Origin of the sequence: Exiguobacterium sp. s146, from assembly GCF_018618415.1 — a bacterium.
Lineage (GTDB): Bacteria > Bacillota > Bacilli > Exiguobacteriales > Exiguobacteriaceae > Exiguobacterium.
On sequence record NZ_JACSMA010000002.1, the window covers coordinates 499,220 to 512,693 of the forward strand.

Here is a 13,474-nt window from a genome sequence, read left to right on the forward strand (position 1 = left end):
ACGAACTAACGTTATAGATAATACCACTGTCGCTCAAACATTGTCAATGACGAGATACGAAATTCTGACATTCCTCGAGCGTCCCGTAGAACGCCACATCCGGCTCCCCTTCGATGAGGAGGACCGTACAGTCAAAACCGTCCGAGAACGCGTCATGCCATTTGCTCGGGAGCGTCACGACGACCCCCTCAACTTGCGGTGCGAGCTCCATCAGACTCCGCTCGAGCCGTGAGAAGACGGCGAGCTTCGACGGGTTGCCGTTATAGGTCATCCGGTCTTGCATCGAGCGTCCGGTCCGTTCCCGCGACAGCTCGAACAAGCCCATCCGCGTGAACCCGTACACTTCGACACGGCGCGGGTCGCGGGCCCCGAGTTCTTTCATTTTCTTCAACAGCCGGGCCTGTCCATCTTTCGAACCTCTCAGGAAGTCGATGACGACCATACCGCCGATATTGCGCAACCGGAGCTGTTCCATCGTCGCGTAGAGCGCGGCCTCGTTGATTGTGTCGGCGGCGCGGCCCTTGTCCTTGACGGCGACGTTCTTGCCGCTGTTCACATCGATGACGGTCATCGTCTCGACCTGCTCAATCAAGACGTACGAACCGCCATCGAGCCAGACGACGCGTTGGCCGAGCTTCTCGATGGCCCCGTCGAGCCGGGCCGCTTCTTTCATCCGACCTTTGCCGACGTGGCGCTCGACGTTGACCTCGAGCCGCGTCAACCGGTCCTGCGCTTCCTTGTCGTTCAACATGACCGATTCGACCGCATGGCGTCGCACGAACTGTTCGCACAACAATTCATCCTGTCCCCGGCGTTCCGTGATGACGTCCGCGGCCCGCGTCCGGAGCAAATCGAGCTCTTCTTGGAGGTCGGCCGGGCTCGCCTGCCCCGACTCGGTCCGGAACAACACCCCTTCCGATTCCTCGAGGTCAAACACTTTCGATAACCGGTCCTGCGTGACGAGGTCGAGCTTGCGGCTATACAGCTGGCGCCGTCCGTATGGGAAGTAGACGATATAGCGTCCGCCGAAGCGGATGTTCTCCGTCACTTTATGATGTTTGCCGTTGATGCCTTCTTTCGTCACTTGGACGAGCCGCTTCTCTCCGACGACGGCCGCCTGACCGATGGCCGGCACGTTCGGATATGCCTCGAGCGCTTTCAGCGTCTCGGCAATCGGCAAGAAGAACGTCGTCTCGCCGGTCGTCAAAAACGCGGCGCCGAGCGACGGGTGAATCCGTTCGATGGCGGCCTCGAGAATCGTCCCAATCGATAGTTGGTCGATGAAACGTTCCTCGACTTCGAGCAGACGCTCCCCGTCAACGAGCATGGCCCGTTCGATGGACGGGGTCCGTTCATAGATCAATCGCATACGCGTCTCTCCTTTCGACACAAAAAGGCAACTTTCGTTGCCTTAGGCTTTTTTCATTCCAAATTTCATCATGAGCCGCGTCCAGAAGCCGACCGGTTTTTGTTCGGTCTGAATCGACATGAGCGGCACCGACTCACCGAGAATCCGGCGCGTGATGTTACGGTACGCTTGTCCGGCGTTGTTGTCCGGGTTCATCGTGACCGGTACCCCACGGTTCGCAGCGGCGATGACTTCTTCATCGTCGACGACAACGCCGAGTAGGTCGATCGACAAGATGCGCATGATGTCATCGATGTCGAACATATCCCCTGATTCGACGAGGTGGTTCTTGACACGGTTGACGATCAGTTTCGGCGCAGCGACATGTTCCGCTTGCTCGAGCATCCCGATGATGCGGTCCGCGTCCTGGACGGCCGCCTTCTCAGGCGTCGTCACGACGACGGCCTCATCGGCGCCAGCGATGGCGTTCATGAAGCCTTGCTCGATGCCGGCTGGGCAATCGATCAACACGAAATCATATTCCGTCTTCAGCTGGTCGATGATTTCTTTCACTTGCTCCGGTTGGACCGATGTCTTGTCTTTCGACTGGGCCGCAGGCAAGAGATACATCTCTTCGAACCGTTTGTCGCGGACGAGCGCCTGATGCAGTTTGCATTGGCCGTTGATGACGTCGACGAGGTTATAGATGCTGCGGTTGTCGAGTCCCAAGATGATGTCGAGGTTACGAAGACCGATATCTGTATCGACGAGACAGACCGAGTGACCAGACAATGCGAGGCCGGTCCCGAGGTTCGCGGTCGTGGTCGTCTTCCCGACGCCACCTTTCCCCGACGTCACGACGATGGCCCGACCTTTCTTCACTTCTTTCGCTGTATGTACAGGCTCTACTACTTGCTCCATCTAACTCACCCTCTCTGTAATTCCATTGCATATGCGTCTTTCAGCCCAGTCATGACTTGACGGAGACGCGTCATTTCAATCCCTTGATTCGTCTGATATGCGCATCCCATCTCGATCTCCGGAAGCTCTTCGCCGTCGTCCGACGCGAGCACGTGTTCACCAATCGCTAAAAACTTCGGATGGAGCAGACTGGCGGTGATGACCGCTTCCTCCCATCCTTCGACACCGGCACGCACATTTCCTCGTATCGTCCCTAAACAATAGATACTTCCCGTTGCCCGAACCTCGGACCCCGGGTTGATGTCTCCGATAATGAGCACCGAGCCATCAAAATCGAGCACTTGTCCGCTTCGAATCGTCCCGCTATGGTAGTGGAACGTCTTTTTGCCGTAGGTCGCTTTCGCTTCTTCGGTCAACATGACCTCGCTCGATAGCTCCTCGATATAAAAAACGCCATGACGAGCGACGACTTCACGAATTTGACGTGACAGCTCCTCGTCTACATAACGAGTACCAGCGTGCAATTTGAGTGCAATCTTCCCAGAGGGCGGCTCCATTTCTTGTAACGTGGCCTCAAGCTCTCCGAGCACCTCATCGATGCCACTCCGTGGATTGAAGTGGATTGCAATACCGTTGCGATGTCCTTTAATCGTAATATGTCGTTTACGCTCCATCATGGCTACCCTCTTTTCGCTACAGGTCGCGGCGCCACGTATCGTGTCATCGGCACGTATAACAGTGCGATGGCGACGGCGTTGGCGACGAGCGTCCCTGGAATCTGTTCAACTAATAGTGTTTGAATGGTCATGGTCGTCCCACCGACCGCCGTCATGACGCTAAAGATCCCTAAAGAAAACACGAGAATCATGAACGTGAACGTGATGACGACCGAGAAGAAGTTCTCACCTATATATTTTAACACGAAGCTGACTAAGAGAGGAATGAGTGAAAAAGTAAATAAGTAAATTCCGAGCAAGTCGGTGTAGACGATATCATACAACAGTCCAAAGACGAGCCCGAATCCGAACGCCGCCTCGAAGCGACCATACAATCCGACGTACATCAAGCCGATCAATGTCAAATACAAGAACGGCGTCACATAGTGCCATGAGAAGATGGCGGCCCATGTCCCTTCAATAAGAAAGAGGAGGAACAGGGCGATGAACACTTTCATGTTACTCACCCGCTGCTCCTCCTTCCTCGGGACCCGTCAAGAACGGTTCGTCGAGCGTTCGATTAATGACGAACATTTGCGAGAACTCATTGAAGTCCGCTTCTGGTTTGATGCGGGCGACTTGAGACACGCCATATTCGTCCGTCTCGATCGACTCGACCGTTCCGACGACAAGACCGGCCGGATAACGGCCACCGAGACCTGATGTCGATACGATCTCGCCTTCTTTCAACTTGACGCTGTTCGAGACTTTCGTGAAAAAGAGCTCGTTCGTCTCGCTGTCGAAGCCGTCGATCGTCCCATATGTCGCTTTGCCGTCCTCGTCTTTGACGACGGCCGAGACGTTGTTCGTCCGGTTGTTGTCCGAGAGGAGTTGCACTTGCGACGTATAGGCGCTCGTTTGAATGACGCGACCGACCATACCGCCGGCGGCCGTGACGGCCATGCCTTTCTCGACACCGCGCTCTTGCCCGACGTTAATCGTCACATAGCGCTGCCAGTCGTTCGGCGTGCGTCCGATCACTTCGGCGGGAATCAAATCAAAGTCACGGAGCGACGTATCGGCCGCCTCGACCATTTGCCGCAATTCTTCGTTCTCACGGCGCAGGTCATCGGCTTCGACCGACACTTCCGCGTATTTCGTCAAATGTTGTTTCAATTGACGGTTCTCTTCATAAATATCACGTACGTTCGAAATCGAGGACACGGTACTGTCCATCCAGCCGATCGGCACCGTGAACACCCGTTGGAACGTTCCGACCACATCACGCGTGACGTCCTGGTACCAAGCGGATTCCGACCGTCCTCGAATCGAAACCCCTAAAATCACTACGAATAAGATGATACCGATCAGCGTGATGATGAGCTTTTTATTGCGTACGAACCGGCTCATCGTGTGTCACCACTCATCGACGCGACGAGATGCCTGATTTTGAACGGAGGACGTCCATCATTTCAAGAGATTTTCCAGTCCCGATCGCGACGCAATCGAGCGGCTCATCCGCGACGAGTGTCGGGATGTGTGTCTCATCCGAGATGACGTCATCCAAGTTTTTAAGGAGTGCGCCGCCGCCTGTGAGGACGATACCGCGGTCCATGACGTCAGCCGCAAGTTCCGGTGGCGTCTGCTCGAGCGTTTGTTTCACACCTGCGAGAATCGCTTCAACTGTATCCGAGAGTGCTTCACACACTTCAGCAGCCGAGACTTCGATTTGTTTTGGAAGACCTGTCACGAGATCGCGACCACGGATTTCCATCTTCTCTTCTTCGTTCGAAGCATCGATGCGAGCCGAACCGACTTCCATCTTGAGCGTCTCAGACGTCCGCTCCCCGATCATGAGGTTGTATTTGTTTTTGATGTAACGAATAATGGCGTCATCCATTTCGTCACCACCGACACGAATCGATTGGCTCGTCACGATGCCGCCGAGTGAAATCACTGCGACTTCGGTCGTCCCGCCACCGATATCGACGACCATCGAGCCTGTCGGTTCCCAAACCGGGAGACCGGCACCGATTGCTGCCGCGAACGGTTCTTCAATCGTGTACGCTTCACGCGCGCCCGCTTGCTTGGCTGCGTCTTCGACGGCACGTTTTTCAACTGACGTGATGCCGCTTGGCACACAGATCATGACGTTCGTCTTCGATGAGAACAAGCCGCTCTTCGACTTCTGTGCTTGCTCCATGAAGTATTTGATCATCGTCGCTGTCGTTTCGAAGTCGGCGATAACCCCATCTTTCATCGGACGGCGTGCCGTGACGTTACCCGGCGTACGTCCAATCATATCCTTGGCCTGGTTACCCACGGCCTCAATTCTACCTGTATCTGTACGGAACGCCACTACCGACGGTTCACGAACAACGATGCCTTGACCTTTTACATAAACGAGCGTATTTGCCGTTCCAAGGTCGATTCCGATTTCTCGGTTAAAACTACGAAACATACGTGCTGCTCCTCTCTTGGTTACACTATTTTTTATTATAACGGAAAAATCATGTTTGAAAACGTTCATTCGATTACAGGTTATTTACAATAACGTTCATCTCAGTCCTGTCTCACCGTATATTAGTGTGCCTTCTTTTTGACAAAAACGCAAATCAAAAAAGCAAGCGCGTGTAAGCGCCTGCTTAGACCTCGTCACATCTGCTTCAACGTTTCAGACACGGCGGTTTGAAGCATCGGTCGATTCGTTTCACTCAATTTCACGAAAAAGCTCTTCAGAAACGTTTTCACGTTATGGACGACGTGCCAATACTGTTCGGGCTCAAGTTGCTGTTTTTGGGTGCTCAATCGGGTAGGCAAGTCTTCTAACAGGACGATGAGCTCATGTTCGTCCATCCCGCGCTCGAGCAAGGCGAAGATGGGATTCAACAACCGCTCATCCTCGTCATGCACGTATAGGCTTGGAATCATCACCTTGTCCCACAGCGCCTCGAGCATCTCGCCGAACTCTGTCTCGTCGAGGTGCGGATGCAGGACGAGCTCATCGAACGTATCGGCGACATGGGCGATGGAATGGGCCCACCCTTTTCCGGGCACGTACCCTCTCGTGTCGATTTCACAATCGAGATAGGCCAAAAGCTTCGCCTTCAACATGTCGATGTCCGTCTCCGATAAAAATCTTTGCTGGCGGTCTTGATAGACAATCAACGCGATCAACAGTGTCGAGAACGACCGTGTGAAGACGGTGTCCGATTCCGTCTCTCCGATGCCGTGGAACAAGTGATATTTGAGTGTCGTCTGAAAGATTTCCGTCAACTGTTCGTTCGTCAGTTGCTCGTCTTCGATGATAAAGCGATAGAAGAGTGTATAAATCAATTGATCCCGAAGCTCCGCATCCGTCGAGCCGATGTGATGGAGCATCGATTGGATGACCCGCTCCTTGTCCAAATCGTACAATCGAACTGTCCCGTCCTTGATGTCCGACAATATCACCTTCAAATCCTGTTCTTGATAGATAGTTTCCTCGTTCATGTCTGATCACATTCCCTCTTCGTAGGTCGTATGTAAACGTATACACTCGGTGTTCGACACCACATCGGATGACTCCTTCAAACGAAAAAAAGCAGGCATCAGTTGAGCCTGCTTCGTACGTATAAACATTAAAGACCGGGTTGGAGCGGGAGTAAGAGCATCGCCCCATAAAAGAATACAGTAAAAATCAATACCGGACGAAAGAAACGTGACGGTTTTTGTCGCGTCGCCCCTGCCATAAAACTCGCCGTTGTCATAACGAACAAATACACACCCATGTACATGAAAACAAGTTGCGGGATGACCTGCCAGACTTGAGAATCGTTTGACGAGTTGAACCAGGCAACGAACACCCCGGCGTACACGATGAAAGCAACGATACCGATGCCGACACCGACAAGCGGTGAGACGCGGTCGAGCCAATGATCATCACGTTGGAACCGTTGAAACAGCGACACACTGATGAAGACAAACAACCCGAATACGAGAAGCGACAACACGAGTGGCTCGAGCGGGACGAAACTGGCGACAGTTGCAACAGCAAACATCAATACCCAAATTAATTTTTCCAATGTAAACACCTCGTCTGTCAGTATAACAAACTGATGTCTCATTTGGAGAATAAATCCCAGTCTCACCCGTTCATATACCCTCGCTGCTTCATGCTGACGTAATGGTCCTCCCCGATGATCACGTGGTCGAGACAGGCGATCCCGACGATATGGCCGGCCTCGACGAGACGTTCCGACACCTCGATGTCTTCCCGGCTCGGCGTCGCGTCCCCGCTCGGATGGTTATGGACGGCAATGAAGCATGCCGCCGACAGCTTTAGCGCCTCGCGGAACACATCGCGCGGATGGACGATTGACGAATTGAGTCCGCCGACGAACAGCGTCTTCCGGGCGATAAGCTGATTCTTCGTATTCAAATACAGACAGATGAAGTGCTCCTGATTCAACAGCCTCAGCTCATCACGGAGCAGTTCATAGGCGTCCTGCGGCGAACGGATTGTCGGCGTCTCCACTTTCGGCTCCTCGACGTAACGGAGACCGATCGTGAACGCCGCGAGCAACTGCTCGGCTTTCTTTTTCGTCATGCCTTCAATCTGACAGAGGTCGCTCACGGTCGCCTGCGACAGCGCCCGGAGCGTCGGATACACGTCGGACAGCCGTCGGGCCGTCTCATGTGGGTCGCCACCCCTGCCCCCGATTTGGAGCAGCCGGGCGATTGCGGATTCAACACTTCGGTCGAGCACCATGGTCATTCCTTCACCAACTTTCGCTTCAATCACAGAAAGCGCGGCGATACCCCGTGTCGCTCGAGCGTCTCGACGAGCGGACGAATCGGCAGACCGACGACGTTATAAAAGTCCCCTTCGAGCCGTTCGACGAACAGACCGCCCGACCCTTGAATCCCATAGGCACCGGCCTTATCATATGGCTCCGTCGAATCGAGATAGCCGTCGAGCCAAGCGTCCGGGATGTCGATGAACGTGACGTGCGTCGTCGTGACGAACAAGTCTTGGCGCTCGGGTCCGATGATGCTGACGCCGGTGAGCACTTCATGTGTCGCCCCGGATAGGCGCTGCAACATGTTCCGTGCGTCTTCCCGGTCTTTCGGCTTCTCTAAAATCGTCCCGTCTAAGACGACGACCGTATCTGAGCCGATGACGACGGCGTCACGGTTGGTTCGAGCGACGTCCATCGCCTTCTCACGCGCGAGGCGGCCGACATACTCGTCCGGGTGTTCCCGTCCGTTCGTCCCTTCGACGACGTTCGATGGGATGACCTCATGGGTGATCCCGGCCTGGGTCAACAGTTCGGTCCGCCGCGGCGACATCGAGGCGAGGATGACACGTTTCTGTGTTGGTTTCATTGTAGCGACTCCTTCCATATGTGCGTAACGGGCTTCTTTCCCGTATCACACTTCACTGTTGATTGTAGGCAAACGGGCACGTGTTTACAATCCGCGACGCCTCAAAAAAACGTCCCTTCATTTCGAAGGGACGTGCGGTCACGGTGTCGTATAGTCGTACACCGGGATGTCTTTCGGGGTGAACGTCTGCGCCGGTACGTAGCGGTCCTCGACAAGTTGATCGAGGTCCGGGCGATAGAACGCATCGAGTTCGACCGTGAAGTCGAGCGGCTCGGCCGTCTCGGTCGTGTTCGGTCCCGTCTCCGTCGGTCCGGTGAATTGGACCGTGCGCAAGATGTGAATCCGGTTCATCGACTCGACTGACTCGAGGAATAAGACGAGTGACTCGTACGTGTCCGCTTGGAGCGAGACCGTCGAGCGGACCGATGAGGCGTTGACCGGCGTAATTTCGACTGGTTCGGCCGGTTCAGCCGTCGCGCTCACATCGTTCGGTTCCGGTTCGTCGATGTCTTCCGGCACTTCCGATTCGGCGATGATACCGTCGGCGAAGGCGATGCTCGTCACGCGGACGTCCGATAGTTGGCTCGCTTGGGACAACGTCTCGACGACCGTATCGAGCGCCGCTTCGGTCGGGACGCGCGTCTGTAGCCGCTGTGAGTCGGCGACGTCGACGACTTCCCCTTCTTGGCGCAACAGTTCGAGCTTCGTCTGTTCGAGCGACAGTTCGCGTTCGAGCGACTTCACGTTGCCTTGGTGGATGAAGTATTGGTAACCAAAATAAGACGGTACGGCGATGGCCGCGAACAAACAGATTGTGAAAATCAAATAAATCGTCGAGCGCTTCATTCGCTCACCACCTCCTCATCGGTCGTCTCTTCCGTCTCGCCTTCCGGTGTCTCACCCTCTGGGGTTTCCCCTTCCGGCGTCTCCGGTTCGGCATCGATGAACGTGAAGGTGAATTCGCCGATATAGCGTGGGAGCGGTTCGTCTGTCGAGTCGAGCACGCTCGGCGACAGCGTCGAATCCGTGTCGGTGTCCGTCTCTTCTTGTTCCGTCTCCGCTTTCGTCTCGGTCGTTACGCCGAGTAGTTTGACGTTCTCAAACCGCACGTCGTTCAAGAGCGAGCGTTGGAACGCGTTCAAATCGGCGAGCGTCTCGAACTGGGTGCGCACGCTCATGAGCGAACCGTCGGCGTAGTTATACGTCAACACGTAGCCCGTCGGCGGCAATTGTTCCGTCAAGGCCCGCAGTGCTGGCACGGCCAACTTCTCTTCGGCCGTGAGCGCCGTCACCGTTTGGTCGAGTGACAGGACTTGCTGCCCCTTCGAGTTCACTTGCTCGGTCTGGTAGATGCGGACGAGCTGCAACTGTTCTTCAAGCTGCGCCTCTTTCTGCTTCATCTCGTTCACTTCATAGAACAAGTACCCGGTCGCTCCGCCGCCGATCAACAGCGCGAGCAAACTCGCGATAATCGGCCACCGGAGCGTCACATCGGTCGAGTTGATGAAGTTGGCGTCGTGCTCCTTGTCGAGCGTCGCCATGCCAAGGAGCGGCAACATCTGATGCGACAAGGGTGTCGCGTGCGAGAGCGGGAGCGGGTCAGCGATTCGTTTGACCGGCACCATCGCCTCACTTTCAATCGTCTGGACGAGGTCATCCAGGTTCGGAATTGTCCCTGAGACGAGCAACTCGTCAATCGGACGACCGTCCGTCCGGAGCGAGTAGCGATAAAAGTCGAGGAAGCGAGCGAGTTCGTTCAACCACTCGTCCGTCTGTGTGGCGAGGGTCTCTTTCGAGCCGCTATATGTATACGTAATGATTCCGTCCGTCGTTTCGGCACGGTACGGGAGATCCGTCTCGATGGCCCGGATAAACCGGACTTGCCCTTCCTCAAGGACGAGCAACTGGTGCGCGAACGGTGTCACGTGCCAGAGGAGCGTCGATTTGAGCGGGTCGAGCGTCTCGATACGAGCCACCCCGTTCGCGATGGCGACCGGACGCGGAACGATTTTCTTTAAGACGAACCCTCGCTTTTTCATATAAGTGCGAATGGCTTTCGTCAACTCAACCGAGACGGCATGGAGCATGACTTCGGTCTTCGTCTCCGTCTCGCCGAGCACCTCATAGTCGAAGGCGACGTCGTCGAACGGCAAGATGATTGAGCTGCCGATTTCCATGAACAGATAGCCGCGAATCTCATCTTTCGGGATCGTCGATGGAATCTCGACTTTACGGGACAACACCTCGGTCTCGGCCATATCGACGGCACAGACCATCCCTTTTCGTACTTTCAGTTTACGGCACAGTTCATCGAAGGCGAGACCGAATGCGTTCTCGTCTTCGATGCGTCCCCCCGTATAGGCGCCTTTCGCCAATTGGACGGAGGCGCTGCGCTTGAACACGCCTTGTTTGATCACGGCCCCGTGGATGCTGAGTGCATCGAACGAGAAATACGCGACCGTTCCTTTCTCTATAGACCGGCTCATGCTGGTTTCCCCCTACATCAAATCAAAATACCATTCAAAGAAGCGTTCGCTGAACCAAAACGTCAGCATCGTGCCGAGTGCGATTGACGGCACGAACGGAATCGGCTGTTTGCGATCTATCCGTTTCAAGCCAATCAGCGTCAATCCGACGATCGCGCCGATTAAGCTCGATAAAAAGAGTGCGACGAGTACGTCGCGTGGCCCGAGGACGAGCCCGATTACTGTAAAGAGTTTGACATCGCCGGCCCCAAGTCCCCCCTTGGAGACGAAAAAAACGGTGGCGAGGACGGAAAAACCGAGCGCCGCTCCGGCAAGCGGGCTCCACCAGGCCATACCCGCGCTATACGCGAGCAAGAGGAGGACCGGTGCCGTGAACAACAAGATGACGTTCGGCACGAGCATCGTCGATAAATCTGACATCGCCAAAGCGAGGAGCGTCGACAAGAAGACGAAGGCGAGGAGCGTCGTGAGGCTGAAGCCATACAGCCAGAAGCTATAGGCGTAACCGACCGCTCCGAGCAGTTCGAAGAGCGGATACGTCGGCGCGATCCGCCCGCCACAGCCGCGACATTTCCCGCGCAGGAACACGTAACCGAAGACCGGAATCAGTTCCCAAGCGGAGAGGACGTGTCCGCATGACGGACAGTGCGAGCGCGGCGTGACGATGGACTGTTTACGTGGCACGCGGAGCCCGACGACGTTCGTGAATGACGTGATGACAGCCCCAAGGACGAGGCTATAAATGAGTCCGATGAGTTCAACCAATCAAGGTCACTTCCTTACTTGTAAGTATATGCCAAAAACAGAAAACCGGCTAGGCTGAGCGAGTGCCCAGCGCCAGCCGGAAGAATTATTCTACAGCATCTTTATTGATAGTTTTTTCACTTTCATATGCTGCAGATGTACCGATTGACTTTTCACCATTCAAAAATACTGAATAAGAATAACTATCATCGCTACCAACAGTTACTTTAACTAGTGCATTTTTATATTCTCCATCGCTATACGGATCTTTCATGGCATCGATGTACGAACTAGCGTCAGTTCCAGTAGCTGTAGCACCTTCCGCTGTTGCTTCTTTAAATCTAAGTGTTGTATCAGAAGTAACTGGGTTTGACGCCACATAAAGTTTTGCAGCATTAACCATCTGCTTCGCGTCTGATACCATCGCGTCTTTACGTGAGTTCTCGATGATTCCACCAATCGCGACAACCGCGATCGCTGCGATAATCCCTAAGATGACGACGACGACGAGCAACTCGACGAGTGTGAGTCCACGCTCATCTTTCAATTGTTTGGCATCTTGCCAAATCATTTTCATTTTCTCTAACATGATTCATTCTCCCCTTTTGTGTGTTGTGCTGTGTTGTGTGCTGCATGCATTACCTTCGACCTAATAACAAGTAGAACAATTTTACTATACATTCAAAAAATAGGATTGAAAAGATACAAATCTGCAAATAAATAAAAACTTTCTACTGATTTTGGATATCGCCATAAATTTGGAACATCGGGACGACAATCGCGATGACGATGACGCCAACGATGCTCGCCAAGACGACAATCAACAGCGGCTCGATAATCGACTTCAGCCGGTCCGTCGTCGTCTCGACCTCGGTCTCATAAAACTCCGCGACCTCGTTCAACATCGAGTCCAAATCCCCGCTCTCCTCGCCGACGGCAATCATTTGCGTCATGAGCGGCGGGAAGCTATCGTTCCGTTCGAGTGGTTCATGGAGCGGAATGCCTTGTGCCATCATCTTGCGTGCTTGGCCAAGCCCTTTCCGGATGACCCGGTTCGAAACGATTTTCTCGGTAATCTCAATCGCCGATAAAATCGGGACCGCCGCTTGGAGCAAAACGGCCAAACTGCGCGTCAATAACGCGATTTGTGACTTTAGGATGATTGGCCCGAAAATCGGCATCTTCAACAGCAAGCCATCGATGATGTACCGCTCTTTGTCACGCTTCAACATCCATGTGAAGACGAGCAGTGCGACGAGGGCCCCGCCGAAGATGAGCCACCAATAGGCGGCGACGAAGTCCGAGACGGCAACGACGATGCGTGTGATGAGCGGGAGTTCCCCGCCGAGCTGTCCGAAGATGCTCGCGAACGTCGGGACGACGTTGACCATCAGGAACGCGACGACGCCGATGGCGACGATCGAGACGACGAGCGGATACGTCAACGCCGAGATGACTTTCCGTTTGACGTCATACTGTTTTTGGAGCTGGAGCCCGATTTGGTCGAGCGCCTCCTCCAAGTTACCGCTCGCCTCACCCGCAAGTGCCATCGAGCTGAAGAAGTTCGAGAACACGCGTGGATGCTTCTTGATTGCTTCCGAGAAGGCAATCCCTTCACGTAAATCGTCCTCGACTTGGCTGAGCGTCTTCTTCAACACTTTCGATTCGGTCTGGACGCGCAAGATCGACGTCGCCCGGACGATTGGCACACCGGCCCGGATGAGCGTCGCGAACTGGCGGACGTACATAATCAAATGCTCAATCTTGACCCGCTCGGGTAGCAGGTTGACTTCTTTGTTCAATCCCGTCGACTCGAGTTCAGCGAGCTCGGTAACAAGAATCGATTCTTGGCGCAGCTTTTCTTTCGCCTCCCGGAGCGAGACGGCGGTGACCCGCCCCTTCTTCCGCTTTCCGTTCAGCAGTTTACCTTCATATTGGAAGATGGCCATTCA

The 13,474-nt window shown here is 54.5% G+C and carries 15 protein-coding genes; all 15 read right to left on the minus strand.

Translation table 11 applies throughout. The annotated features are described in order from the left end of the window. Nucleotides 1–43: 43 nt before the first annotated feature. The 15 genes from KNP83_RS09190 to KNP83_RS09260 all read right to left on the minus strand — a co-directional run bounded on the left by KNP83_RS09190 (nt 44) and on the right by KNP83_RS09260 (nt 13,471). Nucleotides 44–1,369, minus strand: coding sequence for a ribonuclease E/G (locus KNP83_RS09190; RefSeq protein WP_214762197.1), 1,326 nt, complete (start codon nt 1,367–1,369; stop codon nt 44–46). 42 nt (nt 1,370–1,411) lie between these two features. Then, nucleotides 1,412–2,269, minus strand: coding sequence for a septum site-determining protein MinD (minD, locus tag KNP83_RS09195; protein WP_214762198.1), 858 nt, complete (start codon nt 2,267–2,269; stop codon nt 1,412–1,414). Nucleotides 2,270–2,274: 5 nt separating this feature from the next. After that, nucleotides 2,275–2,943, minus strand: coding sequence for a septum site-determining protein MinC (locus KNP83_RS09200; protein ID WP_251026138.1), 669 nt, complete (start codon nt 2,941–2,943; stop codon nt 2,275–2,277). 5 nt (nt 2,944–2,948) lie between these two features. Beyond that, nucleotides 2,949–3,443 carry a rod shape-determining protein MreD gene (mreD, locus tag KNP83_RS09205; RefSeq protein WP_214762407.1) on the minus strand — a complete coding sequence of 165 codons (495 nt, stop codon included), beginning with the start codon at nt 3,441–3,443 and terminating at the stop codon, nt 2,949–2,951. 1 nt (nt 3,444) lies between these two features. Beyond that, a complete protein-coding gene (gene mreC / locus KNP83_RS09210; protein ID WP_214762199.1) occupies nt 3,445–4,335 on the minus strand; it encodes a rod shape-determining protein MreC in 891 nt (296 codons plus the stop codon). A 13-nt stretch (nt 4,336–4,348) separates the two neighbouring features. Then, nucleotides 4,349–5,386, minus strand: coding sequence for a rod shape-determining protein (locus tag KNP83_RS09215; RefSeq protein ID WP_214762200.1), 1,038 nt, complete (start codon nt 5,384–5,386; stop codon nt 4,349–4,351). Nucleotides 5,387–5,580: 194 nt separating this feature from the next. Continuing rightward, entirely contained in the window at nt 5,581–6,417 is an 837-nt protein-coding gene (locus KNP83_RS09220) for a DUF2785 domain-containing protein (RefSeq protein WP_214762201.1), read from the minus strand. Between the two features lie 128 nt (nt 6,418–6,545). Continuing rightward, a complete protein-coding gene (locus KNP83_RS09225) occupies nt 6,546–6,989 on the minus strand; it encodes a hypothetical protein (RefSeq protein WP_251139294.1) in 444 nt (147 codons plus the stop codon). Between the two features lie 62 nt (nt 6,990–7,051). After that, nucleotides 7,052–7,675: a RadC family protein gene (gene radC / locus KNP83_RS09230; RefSeq protein WP_251139295.1), complete on the minus strand. Its 624-nt coding sequence runs from the start codon at nt 7,673–7,675 to the stop codon at nt 7,052–7,054. 29 nt (nt 7,676–7,704) lie between these two features. Next, on the minus strand, nt 7,705–8,292 hold the full coding sequence (locus KNP83_RS09235; RefSeq protein WP_251139296.1) for a Maf family protein: 588 nt from the start codon (nt 8,290–8,292) through the stop codon (nt 7,705–7,707). Nucleotides 8,293–8,430: 138 nt separating this feature from the next. Next, nucleotides 8,431–9,138, minus strand: coding sequence for a hypothetical protein (locus KNP83_RS09240; RefSeq protein WP_058763221.1), 708 nt, complete (start codon nt 9,136–9,138; stop codon nt 8,431–8,433). Further along, the gene (gene pilM / locus KNP83_RS09245) at nt 9,135–10,778 is read right to left on the minus strand and encodes a pilus assembly protein PilM (RefSeq protein WP_214762203.1); all 1,644 of its coding nucleotides are present in this window, start codon (nt 10,776–10,778) and stop codon (nt 9,135–9,137) included. Before pilM ends, KNP83_RS09240 begins: the two co-directional genes overlap by 4 nt. Nucleotides 10,779–10,790: 12 nt before the next feature. Continuing rightward, nucleotides 10,791–11,543: a prepilin peptidase gene (locus KNP83_RS09250; RefSeq protein WP_214762204.1), complete on the minus strand. Its 753-nt coding sequence runs from the start codon at nt 11,541–11,543 to the stop codon at nt 10,791–10,793. Nucleotides 11,544–11,628: 85 nt separating this feature from the next. Beyond that, nucleotides 11,629–12,111 carry a prepilin-type N-terminal cleavage/methylation domain-containing protein gene (locus tag KNP83_RS09255; RefSeq protein ID WP_214762205.1) on the minus strand — a complete coding sequence of 161 codons (483 nt, stop codon included), beginning with the start codon at nt 12,109–12,111 and terminating at the stop codon, nt 11,629–11,631. A gap of 142 nt (nt 12,112–12,253) precedes the next feature. Beyond that, nucleotides 12,254–13,471: a type II secretion system F family protein gene (locus tag KNP83_RS09260; RefSeq protein ID WP_214762206.1), complete on the minus strand. Its 1,218-nt coding sequence runs from the start codon at nt 13,469–13,471 to the stop codon at nt 12,254–12,256. Between the last annotated feature and the right edge of the window lie 3 nt (nt 13,472–13,474).

Bases quoted from the DNA above. Each gene is read 5' to 3' on its own strand.
- radC (WP_251139295.1), bottom strand. From the start codon at position 7,675: ATGGTGCTCGACCGAAGTGTTGAATCCGCAATCGCCCGGCTGCTCCAA.
- minD (WP_214762198.1), bottom strand. From the start codon at position 2,269: ATGGAGCAAGTAGTAGAGCCTGTACATACAGCGAAAGAAGTGAAGAAA.
- KNP83_RS09235 (WP_251139296.1), bottom strand. From the start codon at position 8,292: ATGAAACCAACACAGAAACGTGTCATCCTCGCCTCGATGTCGCCGCGG.
- mreC (WP_214762199.1), bottom strand. From the start codon at position 4,335: ATGAGCCGGTTCGTACGCAATAAAAAGCTCATCATCACGCTGATCGGT.
- KNP83_RS09260 (WP_214762206.1), bottom strand. From the start codon at position 13,471: ATGGCCATCTTCCAATATGAAGGTAAACTGCTGAACGGAAAGCGGAAG.
- KNP83_RS09240 (WP_058763221.1), bottom strand. From the start codon at position 9,138: ATGAAGCGCTCGACGATTTATTTGATTTTCACAATCTGTTTGTTCGCG.
- pilM (WP_214762203.1), bottom strand. From the start codon at position 10,778: ATGAGCCGGTCTATAGAGAAAGGAACGGTCGCGTATTTCTCGTTCGAT.
- KNP83_RS09200 (WP_251026138.1), bottom strand. From the start codon at position 2,943: ATGGAGCGTAAACGACATATTACGATTAAAGGACATCGCAACGGTATT.
- mreD (WP_214762407.1), bottom strand. From the start codon at position 3,443: ATGAAAGTGTTCATCGCCCTGTTCCTCCTCTTTCTTATTGAAGGGACA.
- KNP83_RS09190 (WP_214762197.1), bottom strand. From the start codon at position 1,369: ATGCGATTGATCTATGAACGGACCCCGTCCATCGAACGGGCCATGCTC.
- KNP83_RS09215 (WP_214762200.1), bottom strand. From the start codon at position 5,386: ATGTTTCGTAGTTTTAACCGAGAAATCGGAATCGACCTTGGAACGGCA.
- KNP83_RS09220 (WP_214762201.1), bottom strand. From the start codon at position 6,417: ATGAACGAGGAAACTATCTATCAAGAACAGGATTTGAAGGTGATATTG.
- KNP83_RS09255 (WP_214762205.1), bottom strand. From the start codon at position 12,111: ATGTTAGAGAAAATGAAAATGATTTGGCAAGATGCCAAACAATTGAAA.